This is a genomic window from Saccharopolyspora thermophila, from assembly GCF_014646075.1.
In the GTDB taxonomy this organism is placed as follows: Bacteria; Actinomycetota; Actinomycetes; order Mycobacteriales; family Pseudonocardiaceae; genus Saccharopolyspora; species Saccharopolyspora thermophila.
In genome coordinates, this window is the sequence record NZ_BMMT01000021.1 from 20,179 (window position 1) to 35,811 (window position 15,633).

Here is a 15,633-nt window from a genome sequence, read left to right on the forward strand (position 1 = left end):
CTTGGTCGTGGTTCAGCGGCCGGGGGTGGAGACCGGGGAATCGACGGTCACCAGGCCGGTCTGGATCAACCGGATGCCGCGGCGGGTGACGAGCTGCGCGCGACCGGGCGGGAGTTTGCGGGGTTTGGCCTCCCCGAGGAACGTGCCCTCCTCCTTGGGGTAGGACAGGAGCACACCAGGGGTGGCCAGCTCCCACAACCGGCGCAGCACGGGGTCCATCATTCCGCGCATCGCGCTGGAGGTGCTCCGCGCGACGATGAGATGCAGTCCGATGTGGACGCCTTGGGGGATCAGCGGCAGCAGCGGCTCCAGCGGGGACCCCAGACCGGTCTGGGCCAGCAGCTCGTAGTCGTCCACGACGAGGAACAACTCCGGGCCCTCCCACCAGTCGCGGGCGCGCAGGCGCTCCGACGAGATGTCCGCCCCCGGCACGCGCCGTCTCATCGAGGTGACCGCCTGCCCGGCCAGCTGCTGCAACGCGTCCGAGGTGAACGCGAAGCCCGAGCTGTACTCGGCGGGCACTTCCCGGTCGAGGTCGCGGCTCGAGTCACCGAGCACGATCTTGGCCTCGTCCGGCCGGTAGCGCTGCCGGATCGCCCGCAGCACCAGACGCAGCAGGTTCGTCTTGCCCGTCGCGGTGTCGCCGAAGACCAGCAGGTGCGGGTGGGTGAAGAAGTCGTGCCACACCGGTTCCAGCCGCTGCTCGTCGTGCCCCAGGCACACCCGGAACGGCGGTTCCGGCGCGGGCAGCGTCTCCACGGGCAACTGCGTCGGCAGCATCCGCACCGCGGGCGCGCTGCGGCCGGTCCAGAACGCCCGCACTTCCTCGATGACCATGCGGGTCGCGTCCGCCAGGTCGTCGACCGCGGAACTGCCGTCCAGGCGAGGCAGCGCGGTGAGGAAGTGGTAGCCCTCCGGGGTCATGCCACGGCCAGGCTGGTTGGGCACGGTCGCGGCCTTGCGGGACCCGACCTCGGACTCCATCGCATCACCGAGCCGTAGCTCGAACTTGGTGCCGAGCAGGTCACGCAGCCAGGTGCGGATCTCCGACCACCGATTCGCCGTGACCACCACGTGGATGCCGAACGACAGCCCGCGGGAGGCCAGTTCGTTGAAGTGCTGCTCCAGGTCGCTGAAATCCTGCTTGACGGTGAACCAGCCGTCCACGACCAGGAAGACGTGGCCGTACTGATCTTCGACCTCGCCGCGCGACCGCGCCCGCAGGTAGGCCGAGATCGACTCGAACCCATGCTCGGCGAACAACGCTTCGCGGCGTTCCAGCAGCTGCAGCATTTCGGCGATGGTGCGCACCACGCGGTCGCGTTCCATCCTGGTCGCGACCGATCCCACGTGCGGCAGACCGGAGATCGACATGATTCCGCCACCGCCGAAGTCCAGGCAGTAGAACTGGACCTCCTCCGGGGTGTTGGTCAGGGCGAGCCCCAGCAGCAGGGTCCGCAGCAGCGTCGACTTCCCGGCCTGCGGTGCACCCACGATGCCCACGTGCCCGTCCGCCCCGGACAGGTCAGCGACCAACAAATCCCGCAGCTGGTCATAGGGGCGGTCAACGACGCCGACAGGCACGCACAGCGTGCCGTGCTGGGAGGCATCGCCGACGGTCATGCCGCGCACCGGGTCGGGCACCACACTCGGCAACAGCGTGTCCAGGCTCGGCGCGTCCGACAGCGGCGGCAGCCAGATCTGCCGGGCTGGCGGGCCCGCGTCCTTCACCCGGTCGATGAGAACCTCGGCGAGGCTCGGCCCGTCGTCGTCCTGCTCCGGTTTTTCCTGCTCCGCCGGGGTTTCCGGTTCCTCGACCGTCCGAATCTGGTGCAGGCTCGGGTACGGCTGGGTGCGAAACGCGACCACCTCGGCTGCCACCTGGTCCTGCTTGGTGGCCGTGGCCGCACCGAGCTGCGGGCAGGGGCCGGAGACGTATGCGGCCTTGAAGCGGACCAGGTTCGTGGTGTCGACCTTCAGGTAGCCGTTGCCGGGATCGGACGGCAGTTCGTACGCCTTTGCGACACCGATGACGGCGCGGGACTCCATGGAGGAGAACGTGCGCAGCGCGATCCGGTACGACAGGTGGCCCTCGACGCGGTGAATCCGCGCCTCCTCCAACCGCTGCGAGGCAAGCAGGAGGTGCACGCCGAGGCTGCGGCCGAGTCGTCCGATGGACACGAACAGGTCCATGAACTCGCTCTTGCTGGACAGCAGTTCACTGAACTCGTCGACCACGATCAGCAGTTCCGGGAACGGGGCGAGGTCGGCACCGGCAAGCCGGGCTTTCTCGTAATCGAACACCGACGCGTACCCGCTGGAGCGCAGCAGCTCCTGACGCCGCATCAGCTCGCCGTTGAGCGCGTCCTGCATGCGGTCCACGAGGGGCAGCTCGTCGGCCAGGTTGGTGATGACTGCCGAGGTGTGCGGCAGCTGGTCCATACCCAGGAACGTCGCGCCGCCCTTGAAGTCCACCAGCACCAGGTTGAGGATCTCCGAGGAATGCGTGGCGGCCAGCCCGCACACCAACGTCCGGAGCAGTTCGCTCTTGCCGGAGCCGGTGGCGCCGATCAGCATGCCGTGCGGCCCCATCCCACCCTGGGCCGACTCCTTCAGGTCGAGCTCGACGACCTCGCCCTCCGAGGTCACGCCGATCGGTACCTGCAGCCGGGAGCGCTGAGCCATCCTGGTCCGCCACAGCGCCGCGACGTCGAAGGTGCGCGGGTCGCGGATGCCGAGCAGGGTGGTCAGCTCGAAGTCGTTCTCCAACGGCTGGTCGACGACGTCGACCGCCCCGCTGGTGCGCTTGGGTGCCAGCAGCCGGGCCAGCGCCTCGCTCTGCACCAGGCTGAGCTCGTCACGCTGCGCGGAGCCGGTGTCGTCCCCCACCGGGAACTGCACCGTCTCGCCCTCGACGGTGAGCCGGAGCACCTTCGGGCCGCCCGGCATCTGTCCGGTGAGGTCGAACAGCACGAGGTTGCGCAGCCCCGCGTCGAGCAGCCGCGACGTCGCCGGGATCTCCACCTGGTGCGCGATGATGACCAAAAACGGCTCGGACGTGCCAGGTTTGCTCGACGGGTCGTGGTCGCCGCGGTCGGTGACGTCGGGGCCGAGCACGTCCATCAGCTCGTCGTGGTCGCACGCCAGCAGCCGCAGTGGGCCGGCCGCGTCGTGCGCGCTCGGGTGGGCGTTGTGCGGCAACCACTTCACCCAGTCCCACTCCGGCTGACCGGCCTCGCTGGTCAGCACCGCCACCCGCAGGTCGTCCGGCGAGTGGAACGTCACCAGCTGACCGATCATGGCGCGCACCAGGCCCACCGCGGCGTCCTGCTCACCGGCGAACTCGATGCTGGTGAAGCTGCGCAGGTTCACCGCCGTCGGGATGCCGGACACCGTCCGGTACGCCTCCTGGAACCGCCGCAGCGAGACGGAGGCCAACGGTTCCAGGTCCTCGATCGGTTTGGTGGACGGCGCGACGTACTCCACGGCCGCCGCCTGGGTGCCCAGCCCGATCCTGACGCGGGCGAAGTCGTCGTGATTGGGTCGGCGCTCCCACAGTCGCGGCCCGGACGCGATCGACCACAGCCATGACGGCGCGGGGTTGTTCCAGGCGACGGCGCGCCGCTGCTGCTCGGCGTCCTTGCGGGCCTTTTCGCGCAACTGCGCGATGTAGCGCAGGAAATCGCGGCGCTCGGAGGCCATCTTGCGCTTGCGCTCCGCCGCGTTCCGCCCGATCGACGCGAGCGCCATGATGAGCATCCCCAAGCCCATGACGCCGCTGATCGCGTACATCGTGGACGATCGGGTGGTCACGGCGAACATCGTGATCATCGCCGCGGACCCGATGCCCATGGGCAGGAACATGGCCGCGGAGCGGAAGTCCAGGGCCGCCGGTTCCGCCATCACCGGCGGCTCCTGGAGCTCCACCGAGCCTTCGGGCATGTCCGGTCCGGCGACCCGCGGTGGGCGCTTGACCGTCACGGTGCTCATGGATTTGCCTCGCTCCCGTCAGGGCGCGCGCACGCCCTATCCGATGCCCCCGGACGGCGGCGCCGCACGCCCACCGCCCCACGCCGAGTCGTCCCGCACCAGCAGGTCGGAGCTGGACCGCTCGCCGTTGTCGTTGTTGTCGTCGTCCTTCTCGTCGTCGGCCTGCGCCGCTGCAGCCGCCTCGGCTTCCCTGGCGGCCTTCAGCGCAGCCCGCTCCTCGTCGGTGTAGTCTGGACCGCCGCACCGCACCAGACCACCCCGGTCCGCCGCCACCGGTTGCTTCTCGGCTTCGCCGAGCGTTGCGCGGCGCCAGGTCACGAGGGTGGCGTCCTGCCACGGTGTGCTGTCCCGCAGCGTGTGGTCCGGGTTGCCCCGGTCCCGTTTGTCGTCCGCCCCATCGGTCCGGACGGCAAACGGAACCAGCCAGGGCACACCGCCCTCGGGCACGTCCCAGGAACGGGTGTCCTTGACCTCGACCGGCTGGACGATCGCAACGTGATCCTCCTGCCGCCGGGGAACGTCCCGGATACCAGTGTCGCCACCCAACCCCGAGGAGGCGGCAGACTGCTGCTGTCGCAGCGGGACATCCCTCACGAGTGGCGATCCGGTCGACTCCTCCTCCGGACGCGACCGATCGCCAGGTCCGCGGGTGCCCGCGGCCGCGGGCCCGGCAGCGTCCGACACAGCGGAAGTGACGAGCGGAGGCGGGACCGGGGGGTGCGCGCCATCGTTCTGCGGGCTGGGTGGCCACTCCTGGGTCAGCGGCACGCTCGCGGGGCTGTCCTGCGACGCCTCGGTTGACCTTTCCGCGGTCGGCGTCTGCAAGGCCGCTCCGCCTGGGGCAGTGCCCTCCGGCGCGGTCGGCTCCCCGGACACCGCGGTGGCGCCGGTCCATGGCTCCTCGTCCGCGTCCAGCAGACCGGAGGCATCCGAGCGCTCACCACCACCAGCACCACCACCCGCAGGCGGCGACACCGGAGGCACCATCGGCGGCGCCATCGGCGGAACACCCGTCGAGGAACCACCCTCCAACACCTGATCCACACCGGTGGGCACCTCGACACCCGGCACGTCAAGCCCCCGACCACCCGGAGCCGCCCCACCTGGCGCATCAGGATCACCCACCGACGGTCCAGACCCGACGACCGTCCATGGCTCCTCGCCCGCGTCCAGCAGACCGGAGGCATCCGAGCGCTCACCACCACCAGCACCACCACCCGCAGGCGGCGACACCGGAGGCACCATCGGCGGCGCCATCGGCGGAACACCCGTCGAGGAACCACCCTCCAACACCTGATCCTCCCCCGTGGGCACCTCGACACCCGGCACGTCAAGCCCCCGACCACCCGGGACCGCGCCACCTGGCGCATCAGGATCACCCACCGACGGTCCAGACCCGATACCCGTCCATGGCTCCTCGCCCGCGTCCAGCAGACCGGAGGCATCCGAGCGCTCACCACCACCAGCACCACCACCCGCAGGCGGCGACACCGGAGGCACCATCGGCGGCGCCATCGGCGGAACCGCACCGTGCTCGTCGCGATCGCCGGTCTGCGCGCCGTTGGGGTCACCGATCGCCCCGTCTGCCGGGTCCTGGAGACCGGGCGGGGGCTCGATGGATGGCGGGGAACCGATGCCGCCCGGGGAGTCGACCTCGCCAGCACCCGGAGCGTTCAAGCTCGGAGGACCGCCGCCCAGCTTGGATCCGTCCGGAGCTCTTGGCGGCGGTGGCACCGACGGCGGTGGCACCGTACCCGGAGAGGCCGTGCTCGGCTTCCTGCTCGGCGCGGTTGGCGGAGGCACTGACGGCGGCGGCGGCGTCCGAACGGGCGGTGCGACGGGCGGAACACCGGGGGAGTCAGTCCCCGGCGGATTCGTCCCAGAAAGATTCGGTTCCGGCACATGTGGACCAGGAACACTCGCTCCCGGAATGTCCGTGCCCGGACCAGCCAAACCAGGAACATCCGGCCCCGGAACATCCGGCCCCGGAACATCCGGTACGGGAATCCTGGTATTGGAACCATCCGGTCCAGGAACCTCTGGCCCGGGAACATTCGCCCCCAAAACGTCCGCGCCCGGACCGGCCGCGCCTGGACCACCTGGGGGAGGAACATTCGCCCCTGGCACATCCGGCCCCGGAACATCCGGTGCGGGAATCCTGGTATTGGGACCATCCCCTCCAGGAACCTCTGGCCCGGGAACATCCGGTCCCGGAACATCCGGCTTGGGAACGTTCGGGTCCGGAACATCCGGAACGTCCGGCTTGGGAACATCGGGAACATCCGGTTTGGGAGGAGCCGGAGGCCCCGGAGGGCCGGGGGGATCGATCGGCTTGACGTTCACCGGCTCGACATTGATGTGATCGAGGGAGGACGAGTAGGTGTCCGCCAGCTGCTTGATCAGTTTGCGCGCCTCGACGTTGAACGCTTCCACGACCTCCTTGTCCTGACTGACCGGGATGAGGCCGTTGTCCATCTTGGTGACACCGCGGGCGAGGGCGAGCCGACCGTAATAATCGTCGAGGTAGGTAATCCTTTCCTGCGCCCACGCCAGCCATTCCCCGTCGCGGTAGAGCGCACCCGGTGCGGATGCCGGGTCGTGGAGCACGCTGCGGCCCCCGCCACCGCCGGCACGCCCGTCACCACTGCGGATCCGCTCAGCGTTCTCCTCCAGATGCCTGGCGAACGTTTTCATCTTCGCCAAGAAGGTTTTCGCGGCTGGGCCCTGCCAAGCGCCGTGCTCCCCAGCGAGCGCCTCCGCGTGCTCGCGGAGGCTCGTGGCGACCATGTCCATTGTCTGCTGCGCGTGGTCGAAATACGCGGCGGCCACTCGCAAGGTGTGCGGATCGACGATTGTGACCAGGTTGGCCGAATCATCCGCTACTGCCGCCCCACCCTTGATGGCAGCTTCGACATGCTTCCAGTCCCACTCGCTGTAGTCGCCGCCGCCCTTGGCGTTGGCCCCGTGCGGCTTGCCGAAAACCCCGTCCTCGGAGTCAGCGAACTCTATGCCATACTTGTCGTTCTGGTTCGACTCTTCTTCGTCACTCATCGCCCCAAACCCCTCGGGACCTCTTTCGTCAGTAGCGAGAAGGACCGCCCAACCGCGTGGTGATCACCGGCACCCCGGGCACGACACCGCGTCGCCACCCCTAGGCGGTACCCTTGGGCGAGAGGCTGTCAATTTCCGAGTATGGCGCGTTCATAATCTCTGCCACCTTCTCCGCGGTGACCTTGTTGTCATCTTCAGTACCGGTGTATTCGTTGATTACTTCACGCATCCCCACGGTGATGTCGTAGAAAGCGTTCGACGAGTTTTCCAGGAAGTCCAGCACGCTCTTTCTCAGCCCCACTCCCTCCTGCGGATTGATCACGTCCCGCAACTGGTATGCCTCCGGAAAGCAACCAGGCAGGATCTCGATCTTCCGGATATAGTTCTGGGACTCATTGATGGTTTCCCGGAGCGAGTCCACCACCTTCACGAACCGCTCCATCGCCTCCCGGTTGACCACCACGTTCTTTTCGCTGCCCTCGCCACCGTAATCAGGTGCCGGCGGTTTGTCATCGACGGCGGGTGCTTTCACATCGGAGTGTTCGGACTTCGGGAGATGCGAGTAGTAATCCTTGTTCTCGTCGAACTCGTCGTGCTCCGGCTCCGGTACCGACTCTTCGATCTTGTCACTCGCCTCGTGGTAACGCTCGAGAGCCGCATCGATCTCCGGAAAACCGCTGCCTGACAGACCAGCGGCAATAATGTTGCCCTCAGCATGGATCAGATCCCGATCTCGCTCAGAGAGCAAGCCCTCCTCGACCAGATAGTCGATCTTTTCCCAGTCGTACGCCTCGGTATCCTTCCAGTAGTCGAGTGACAGCCAGTAATCGAGCCCCTGCAACTGTTCGCCCATCGTGTTCCTCCATGAATCCGGTTCTCGGCGCGGACCCGATCATCCGCGCACGTGGCCGCCGGAGCGGTTAGGTGCTCCCGGCGGCCGCACGCTCGCCTGCGGCGGACGGTCAGCCGCCTCGGACGTCGTTCCAGATCATTTGCGCCCGCTGCTCAGTCGTGCCGTAGTTGTCAGAGATCTGCAGCAGCGCCTTCCGCCCCGCCTCGAGGTAGACCGGCATCGCCGCAGCCTGCTGGTCCCACTCGGCCTTCGCCTTCCAGTAAGCGTCTCGCGCGTCACCCGTCCAGTCCTTGATGCTGGCTTCAGCATCGCGCTCCAGATCTTCCAGGACCGACTTGACGTGTTTGGTCACGTGGTCCATGTCGTACAGGGTCGCGTCAGCGATCTGGAAGTTGAATCGGTAGTCGGACATACTCGTTCCTTTTCTCTGCGCAGTTGCTGGATGATCAGACGCCGGGCAGCGGGGGCAGCGCTTGGGCGAAGTACTTGGCGGTGCCCGAGGCGTTTTCCTCGGCGTTCACGTAAGCCTTGGTGTTCACGCCCATCGTGTCCATGATCTCGATCAGCTTGTTGATGATCACCTGGAAAGACCGCTCCCAGTTGTCCATCGCCGTGTTGAAATCCCGCGATGCATCCCCGGTCCAGGAAGCCTGCAAGGAAGACATCGTGGTGTTGACCTTCTGCAACTGCTGGTTGAAATCAGAGACGGTCTCGGCGAACCTTTGCGCCGCGTGCTGCATTCCCGGGGTGGAAGTCTGGACCTGCTGAGCCATCGAGATGCTCCTCATCGAATCGGATTTCCCGCACCACCCGCAGCATGTGGCCACGGGCGCAAGTCAGTCTCCCTACCTGGCAGTGCCCACCGGCAACGATCCGGCCGGGACACTGCCCGAAAGTCGCGTCACTCTGCCTGTTCACCGACTTCGCTGGTCGGTGGTCTCGTCCGCGTGCGCGCCGGCAGCGATGCTGAGGCGGGCTGGCGATGGTCAGGAGGCAGGAGAAGGATGGTTTACGGTTCCAGCCGCGAATTGGTGCGAACCCGGACCGAGGACAAGGTGGTCCAGCTGGTGAACGTACAGCGGACCAAGCGCCGGCTCCCCCCGTTGCACATCGACGAGCGGTTGCGCCGCGCGGCACGCGGACACAGCGCCGACATGGCGCGGCGTGGCTTCTTCGCACACCAGGCGACGCGCGGTCCCTCTCCGTTCGAACGGATGCTGGCCGCGGGCTTTGAGCACCCGGGCGGCGAGAACATCGCGGTCGGCCAGGAATCACCCGCTGCGGTGGTGCACGCGTGGATGCAGAGCATCCCGCACCGCGCGAACATCCTGCACGCCGAGTTCCGGTTCATCGGCGTGGGACTGTACGTCGACGCCACGGGCCCCTGGTGGACGCAGAACTTCGGCTACTAAAGAAAGCACAGTGCGTGCGGTGGCCCGGTTGCCGGGCCCCGGGCACTCCGCAGTGCGCCACGGCACCGCGAACCCGCTCTCCCGCTTGTTGCGGTGCGCGGACCACTCAGTCCGGTGGGAACACGCCGCCGAGTTCTGTCGACCAGCTGCTCCACGGCCCCGCGGCGCGGCCCGCCTGGTGCGTCTGCTCCATACCGCCCCGCTTGCCCACGCCGTACACGATGAGCCTGCCCCGGTGGTCCAGGGCCACGCCCACCAGGTCGGCGATGTTGCCGCCGATGTCCTTCCACGGCATCCAGGTGTTCTGGATGTCGCTCTTGCGCCAGGTGTGCGACACCGAACCGCTGGGCGAGATCGCGAACACGACCACCGTGTTCTTGCCATCCAGGACCGCGAGCGGCGAACCCACCAGCTGGCCGCCGCAGCTGTTCCAACCGAGCCATTGTCCGGTGCCGGGGTTCGTCTCGCCGTTGTGCTGACACGAACCATCCACACCGCGCGCGAAGACGTGCATCCGGCCCTTGGAGTCCAACACCGCCGCCGGAGCCGTCGTCAGCTGGCCACCGAGGTCAACGGGTGCGCTCCAGTCCTCGGCCGCAGGTGCGGTCTGTGACAGGACCGCCATCCGCCCGTTCGAGCCGACCGCCAGAATCCGTATCTTCCCGTGCGAGTCACGGTAGATCGCCGGATCGCTCGCCGCGCCGATCGGCAGGGCCCGCCAGTCGGTCCAGGTCTCAGTAGCGACTTCCTTCTGGTGGCTTTCCCACAGTCGTCCGTCGGAGCTCCGGGCGACGACGACCAGACGCCCTCGCGCGTCCTGGGCCGCTGCGGGTGTCCCCACGAACTGCCGTCCGCCCAGGTCGCGCCACGTCGATGTCGCGGTGGTCGGGTCAACGTCGGGATTGCGCCACACGGCACCGTCGACGCCCACGATGAACGCGCCCATCCTGCCTCGGGCATCATTCACCACCACCGGCTGCCCGGCTGCCCGGCCGCCCAGGTCGACCCACCCGGACGGTGGCTTCTCCGCCGTCAGGTTGTCGACGTTGCGCAGCACCGCACCGTCCCCGCCCTTGGCGAACACGACCACGCGGTCGCCGGCCAACCGTACCGACGTCGCGGGCTGCGGCGTGATCTGCACCGGCTGCGCCATCGAGGCTGTTCCCGTCGGCATTCCCGCCGGCGTTCCCGCCGGGCGCGAGTCGGGTATCCGGCTGAGCACGAGGAACGGCACCACGGTCAGCAGGATGCCGCCGATTCCCACAAGGACCAGCAGTTTCTGGTCGTTGTGGCGTCGGGGGACTGCGCTCATCGGCATCGTCGGGTAGTCGTCGCCGAGATTCTGCGTGTGCCCATGCTGGTCGGTGGAGCGGCGCGATCGATCACCAGTCGAGAACAGAGGCAATTTCCACCCCCACGCCATGATATGTCGTTGCTGTCGAGCGTCAGGACACGCCTCCGGTACCCGATCGCCCGGAGGTCCGCGTCTGTCCGCTGAGTCACCCGCGACCTTCGCATTCGTCGAAGCGCCTCAGGCGGCATGGAGCGGAAGCCGGACCTCGAAGCAACATCCTCCCGGAACGTTGTGCACCGAGACGGTTCCGTTGTGTGCCTGCACGAGTCCCTGCACGATAGCGAGCCCGAGACCACCGCTGCGCGCCCCTCCTACGGTGTCCTCGTTCCTTCCGCGCCATCCCATGTCGAAGACCGAACCGAGGTCCTGCACGGGGATGCCGCCGCACTCGTCGCTCACCGACACGAGGGCCCAGCCGCCGGTCGCGCGGACATCCACCGTGACCGCCGAGTCTTCGCGGCTGTAGCGGATGGCGTTCACCAGCAGGTTGTTGACCACTCTCGTGATGGCGCGGTGGTCCACGGTGACCGCCACCGGCTCGACGGTCCGCGCCCGCAGCCTGATCCCGCGGCTGTCGGCCAGCACGCCCAGCCCGGCCACCTCGTCGCTGACGAGGTCGTCCAGCGCCACTTCCGTCTTCTTCAGGCGCAGCGAGCCGGACTGGATCCGGGAGAGCTCGAAGAGGTCGTCCACCATCTGCGACAGCACGTCCGTGTCGGCGCGGATCTTCTCGCAGTACTCCTTCAGGTCGTCCACCACGCCGTCCTCGATGGACTCCGCCACGGCCCGCAGCCGCGCCAGCGGGCTGCGCAGGTCGTGGGAGATCCAGGCGACCAGTCGCCGCCGGGACGCGTCGAGCGCCTGCTCTCGCCGCCGCGACTCGGCAAGCTTGTCGCTGGTGATCCGTAGTTCCTGCGCGAGCTCCGCGAACTCGGCGCTCGGCGGGTCCTCCGGCTGCTGGAACCGGCGCTGCTGCCCGAACAGGCGGGTGGCCTCGGCAAGCTGCCGACTGCCCCGCATCACCGACCGGCCGAGTAGTAACCCGATGCACGTGGCCACCACGCCGGCGATGAGGTTGACCCCGAGGGTGACCCCGGCCGTCAGTTCTCGCGATCCGGCCGCGAGCACCATGGTGATGGTACTCGTGTTGATCGCGCACACGGTGATGACGACCACCGCCACCAGCGAGTACCCCACCGGGTAGTGGCGGAGCAGCCGCAGGACCACCACGCCGATGAGCCCCACTCCCACCGATTCACACACCGCGATCAACGCGACCAGCAGCGGAGTCATCAGCCGTGGGCTCCTGCCTCAGGCAGGTCGAACCGGTAACCGACGCCCCATACGGTTTTGAGCAGCATGGGGCGGGACGGATTGTCCTCGATCTTCTCCCGCACCCGCCGGACGTGCACGGTGACCGTGGAGGCGTCGCCGAAGTCGTGCGACCACACCTCGCGCATCAGCTCGTCCCGCCGCACCACCCGACCCGCGTTGCGGATCAGGTAGACCAGCAGCTCGAACTCCTTGACCGTCATGGCCAGCTCCCGCCCGGCCTTGCTGACCACCCGCGCCGACCGGTCCACCACGAGGTCGCCGGCGCGCAGCATGCCATCGGAGCGGACGGGCGGCATGGCGTTGGTGCGGCGGAGCACGGAGCGGACACGCAGCACCAGCTCGCGCGGGCTGAACGGCTTGGTGAGGTAGTCGTCGGCGCCGACCTCCAGGCCGCGCACCCGGTCCTCCTCCTGGCCCAGGGAGGTCACCATGATGATGGGCACCTGGCTGGCGGCGCGCAGCTCCCGGCAGATCTGGATGCCGTCGAGGCCGGGCAGCATCACGTCGAGCACGACGAGGTCCGGCGCCATCCGCCGGGCCAGCTCCAGCCCCGTCGCACCGTCCGGCGCGAGCACCGGAGTGTAGCCGGATCGCTGCAGGTAGCCGGACACCACCTGGGCCACCGTCGGATCGTCCTCAACGACGAGGATCCGCGGTCCCGCTGCCCGCCGGTCCGCACCTCGATCAACCTGTGCCATCCTTCGAACCCGCTTCTCGCCGATGATCTCCTCTCACACTAATGGGAATCACAGTGCCACGTGCAAGCGGATGCGTTTCACTGAACCGCTCTTGACGAGCGAATTCGTCAGGGGCCTCGAAAGACGTGCGCCACTACCGGAAGGACCGGGCTGGGGATTGTTTCATTCTCGTGTCAGAACTGCTCAAATGAGCATTTCATCGCGGCACGCCGAACCAATGCATGCGCGCTTGTCGAATCAGCGGCGGAGGTAGCGTCGAGTAATCGGCGGTTACGCATCGGAGCGCTACGGCGAGGTGATCAGATGACGCCGACGCGCAGGCCGTAGGCGACCAGTTGCGGCCGGTTGCGCAGGTTCAGGCGGCTCGTCATCGCGTAGATGATGTTCTTCACGGTGCGTTCCGAGTAGCAGAGCTTCTTGCCGATCTCCTCGGTGTCCCACCCTTCCGCCAGCAGCCGGAGGACGTCGATCTCCCGCGCGGTGAAACCGGCCGAGTTCAGGCCGCGCGGCTCCAGGACCTCGCGGTGCAGGTTCTCCACCTGCCGCAGCAGCTCACCCAGCAGGTTCGTGGGCAGCGCCCCGCCGCCGTCAGCCGCGATGCGGATGGCTTCCATCAGCCGCTCCCCCGTGGCCGTGTTGCGGTGCAGCACCGCGACCACGCGGCACTCGACGGCCCTCATCAGCGCGGAGCGCTCCAGCTGCCTGGCCACCAGGACCGCCGGTGCGGCCGACTCCGCGGCTGCCTTGCGCATGTTGGCCATGACCTCCGGGGTCACCCCGTCCGCAGCGAAGACGAGCACGTCGACATCGGAGGGGAACCTGTCCGTCGCGACGAATACCTCGGCACGACCCAGAAGCAACTCGGTCAACCCGGTCCGGGTGATAGGATCCGACGCCCATACCGCGACTCGAATCCGCTCGCCCGGCTGCCGCTCAGCCGCGCCCACCGAATGTGCCGATCCGACCTTGGTCATCATCGCGCTCTTCCTCCGACATGCCTTCTGAGCAGGTTGGTTGACGCGACGCCCGGGAGCCGCTCGAGCCCCACCGCGTCATGCACGGGACAACCCGCGAACCACACATCTGGAGTGTCCAGGCTCGAATACGAAAGAACCGGGTTACGGCGGACGTTCGCGGGAATCCCCTCACCAGGGCGTACCGGACCACGGCGGACGGCACACCTGGCGCGGGCACGCAGGACGTCGCGCCAACACCCTGTGGACCGGCCAGACGTGGCCATTGTGGACGTTCGGACACCGCCGAGTTACACTGACGAAGGCATCATCAGGATAATGCCTTGCCCTTTCGGGCATGTGTGATCATGAGACATCGAGAATTCTCCCGGCGCCACCATAGGATCTGCTCGCGCAGGAACACCTGTGCAATCGCAGCAGACCAACGGAGAAACAGCATGATCCGCACGATGCTGGTTGGCGTGGCACTCCTCGCCGGCACACTGGCCTTCAGCACTCCGGCCATGGCGGCCTCCGGCTACGACACGTTCGCCGGGGTCTACCCCAACGACGAAGCAGTCGTACAGGCATGCAGGGACGGCGTTGCGGACGAGCGCTGGGTCGACATGACCGACTGCTATTTCAAGCACCGCACGGATGGCCAGTGGGAGCTGTGGGTCAGGATTTAGCAGCGACTCCGAACCAGGTCAGCACGAAGCCGCCGCTGTGGTACACAACGGCGGCTTCGTCGCGCTTGGCCCCTCGTTCCGGGAATCTCGGGCACGACGACACGTCGAGGCACGCGGGTGCGGGTCAGGCGGGGACCTGGCGGAAGAATCCCTCCGGGATGATGAGGTCCTCGGGCACCAGCTCATGGACCGAGGACCGGCCGAGGCCCAGCAGCGCCGAGTCGATGCCGCTGCGCAGGATGTCGAAGACGTTCTGCACCCCCGTCGGCCCGCCGGCGGCCAGGCCCCACAGGGAGGCACGGCCGATCATCACGGCCCGGGCGCCCAGCGCGAGGGCCTTGACCACGTCGCTACCGCGCCGGATCCCACCGTCGAACAGCACCTCGATCTGGTCTCCGACCGCGTTGGCGACCGCGGGCAGCAGGCGGATGGCGGCGGGTGTGGAGTCCAGGTTGTTCCCGCCGTGGTTCGACACCGAAATGGCGGTGGCCCCGGCGTCGACCGCCCGCCGGGCGTCGTCGGGCCGGGTGATCCCCTTGATGGCGAACGGCCCGCCCCACTGCTCACGCAGCCAGGCCACGTCCGCCCACGTCGGCAACGGCGTCTGCATCCACTCGCCGTACGCGCCGAAGAACGTCGGTGCGGGCTCGCCTGGCGGGACGACGTTCGGCGTCGTCAGGTCGGGCAGGCCGTGGCGCAGGAAGCTCAGCAGCCACCGCGGGCGGGACAGGCCCTGCGGCGCGAAGCGCAGCATGGCCCGCAGGTCCATCCGTTCCGGAATCACCGGACTGCCCCAGTCGCGACCGCTGGAGAAGGACCAGTCCAGGGTGAGGATCAGCCCCTTGGCCCCAGCTTTGCGGGCGCGCTCCAGGCGCGCGAGGATGCGGTCACGGTCGCCGGACCAGTACACCTGGAAGAAGGTCTTCGGGTTGGCCGCCACGACCTCCTCGATCGGCCTGCTGGCGAAGGAGCTGAGGCCCACGGCGGTGCCGGCGGCTGCCGCGCCCTTCGCCATGGCGACCTCACCATCCGGGTGCACCGCCTGCACACCGGTCGGCGAGACGATCACCGGCAGGGAGACCTCCTGGCCGAGCACGGTGGTCGACAGGTCCCGCTTCCCCGGCAGGTCGGCGACGTGCGGGGCGAAGCCGAGTTCGGCGAAGGCGCTGATGTTGTCGTTGAGGGTCCGGCCCTTCTCGCTGCCGGCGACGAGAGCCTTGTAGACGGATACCGGCAGCCGCTTCTTCGCGCGGCGATGGGCCTCGGCAACCGTCTCGAACCACTGGGACATGTCTGAT

The 15,633-nt window shown here is 68.0% G+C and carries 12 protein-coding genes; 2 read left to right on the top strand and 10 right to left on the bottom strand.

The features are described 5' to 3' along the window. Nucleotides 1-12 precede the first annotated feature (12 nt). From eccCa to IEY17_RS22510, 5 genes are all read right to left on the bottom strand, one after another. Nucleotides 13-3,990 carry a type VII secretion protein EccCa gene (eccCa, locus tag IEY17_RS22490; protein ID WP_188990994.1) on the bottom strand — a complete coding sequence of 1,326 codons (3,978 nt, stop codon included), beginning with the start codon at nucleotides 3,988-3,990 and terminating at the stop codon, nucleotides 13-15. 36 nt (nucleotides 3,991-4,026) lie between these two features. Then, a complete protein-coding gene (locus tag IEY17_RS22495) occupies nucleotides 4,027-7,041 on the bottom strand; it encodes a WXG100 family type VII secretion target (protein ID WP_188990996.1) in 3,015 nt (1,004 codons plus the stop codon). Between the two features lie 100 nt (nucleotides 7,042-7,141). After that, nucleotides 7,142-7,894 (bottom strand): hypothetical protein, encoded by a 753-nt coding sequence (locus tag IEY17_RS22500; protein WP_188990998.1) that lies wholly within the window; start codon nucleotides 7,892-7,894, stop codon nucleotides 7,142-7,144. 109 nt (nucleotides 7,895-8,003) lie between these two features. Next, nucleotides 8,004-8,306 carry a WXG100 family type VII secretion target gene (locus IEY17_RS22505; RefSeq protein ID WP_188991000.1) on the bottom strand — a complete coding sequence of 101 codons (303 nt, stop codon included), beginning with the start codon at nucleotides 8,304-8,306 and terminating at the stop codon, nucleotides 8,004-8,006. Between the two features lie 34 nt (nucleotides 8,307-8,340). Beyond that, nucleotides 8,341-8,667, bottom strand: coding sequence for a WXG100 family type VII secretion target (locus tag IEY17_RS22510; protein WP_188991002.1), 327 nt, complete (start codon nucleotides 8,665-8,667; stop codon nucleotides 8,341-8,343). 294 nt (nucleotides 8,668-8,961) lie between these two features. Between IEY17_RS22510 and IEY17_RS22515 the strand changes: the two genes are divergently transcribed. Further along, complete coding sequence (locus IEY17_RS22515) at nucleotides 8,962-9,306, top strand: CAP domain-containing protein (RefSeq protein WP_229680485.1); 345 nt, start codon at nucleotides 8,962-8,964, stop codon at nucleotides 9,304-9,306. 106 nt (nucleotides 9,307-9,412) lie between these two features. Here the strand turns inward: IEY17_RS22515 and IEY17_RS22520 are convergent, their stop codons facing one another. The 4 genes from IEY17_RS22520 to IEY17_RS22535 form a co-directional block, all read right to left on the bottom strand. Then, complete coding sequence (locus IEY17_RS22520; RefSeq protein WP_188991006.1) at nucleotides 9,413-10,618, bottom strand: PLL family lectin; 1,206 nt, start codon at nucleotides 10,616-10,618, stop codon at nucleotides 9,413-9,415. A gap of 219 nt (nucleotides 10,619-10,837) precedes the next feature. Next, on the bottom strand, nucleotides 10,838-11,953 hold the full coding sequence (locus tag IEY17_RS22525) for a sensor histidine kinase (RefSeq protein ID WP_188991008.1): 1,116 nt from the start codon (nucleotides 11,951-11,953) through the stop codon (nucleotides 10,838-10,840). After that, nucleotides 11,953-12,693 carry a response regulator transcription factor gene (locus IEY17_RS22530; RefSeq protein ID WP_188991010.1) on the bottom strand — a complete coding sequence of 247 codons (741 nt, stop codon included), beginning with the start codon at nucleotides 12,691-12,693 and terminating at the stop codon, nucleotides 11,953-11,955. Before IEY17_RS22530 ends, IEY17_RS22525 begins: the two co-directional genes overlap by 1 nt. A gap of 299 nt (nucleotides 12,694-12,992) precedes the next feature. Beyond that, nucleotides 12,993-13,667 carry a helix-turn-helix transcriptional regulator gene (locus IEY17_RS22535; protein WP_188991012.1) on the bottom strand — a complete coding sequence of 225 codons (675 nt, stop codon included), beginning with the start codon at nucleotides 13,665-13,667 and terminating at the stop codon, nucleotides 12,993-12,995. 437 nt (nucleotides 13,668-14,104) lie between these two features. Here IEY17_RS22535 and IEY17_RS22540 point away from each other — a divergent pair, with 437 nt between their 5' ends. Next, entirely contained in the window at nucleotides 14,105-14,335 is a 231-nt protein-coding gene (locus tag IEY17_RS22540) for a hypothetical protein (protein ID WP_188991014.1), read from the top strand. Between the two features lie 124 nt (nucleotides 14,336-14,459). Here the strand turns inward: IEY17_RS22540 and mftD are convergent, their stop codons facing one another. Next, the gene (gene mftD / locus IEY17_RS22545; RefSeq protein ID WP_188991016.1) at nucleotides 14,460-15,626 is read right to left on the bottom strand and encodes a pre-mycofactocin synthase MftD; all 1,167 of its coding nucleotides are present in this window, start codon (nucleotides 15,624-15,626) and stop codon (nucleotides 14,460-14,462) included. Between the last annotated feature and the right edge of the window lie 7 nt (nucleotides 15,627-15,633).

Bases quoted from the DNA above. Each gene is read 5' to 3' on its own strand.
- IEY17_RS22505 (WP_188991000.1), bottom strand. From the start codon at position 8,306: ATGTCCGACTACCGATTCAACTTCCAGATCGCTGACGCGACCCTGTAC.
- IEY17_RS22540 (WP_188991014.1), top strand. From the start codon at position 14,105: ATGATCCGCACGATGCTGGTTGGCGTGGCACTCCTCGCCGGCACACTG.
- IEY17_RS22525 (WP_188991008.1), bottom strand. From the start codon at position 11,953: ATGACTCCGCTGCTGGTCGCGTTGATCGCGGTGTGTGAATCGGTGGGA.
- IEY17_RS22500 (WP_188990998.1), bottom strand. From the start codon at position 7,894: ATGGGCGAACAGTTGCAGGGGCTCGATTACTGGCTGTCACTCGACTAC.
- IEY17_RS22520 (WP_188991006.1), bottom strand. From the start codon at position 10,618: ATGAGCGCAGTCCCCCGACGCCACAACGACCAGAAACTGCTGGTCCTT.
- IEY17_RS22535 (WP_188991012.1), bottom strand. From the start codon at position 13,667: ATGACCAAGGTCGGATCGGCACATTCGGTGGGCGCGGCTGAGCGGCAG.
- eccCa (WP_188990994.1), bottom strand. From the start codon at position 3,990: ATGAGCACCGTGACGGTCAAGCGCCCACCGCGGGTCGCCGGACCGGAC.
- IEY17_RS22495 (WP_188990996.1), bottom strand. From the start codon at position 7,041: ATGAGTGACGAAGAAGAGTCGAACCAGAACGACAAGTATGGCATAGAG.
- IEY17_RS22530 (WP_188991010.1), bottom strand. From the start codon at position 12,693: ATGGCACAGGTTGATCGAGGTGCGGACCGGCGGGCAGCGGGACCGCGG.
- mftD (WP_188991016.1), bottom strand. From the start codon at position 15,626: ATGTCCCAGTGGTTCGAGACGGTTGCCGAGGCCCATCGCCGCGCGAAG.
- IEY17_RS22510 (WP_188991002.1), bottom strand. From the start codon at position 8,667: ATGGCTCAGCAGGTCCAGACTTCCACCCCGGGAATGCAGCACGCGGCG.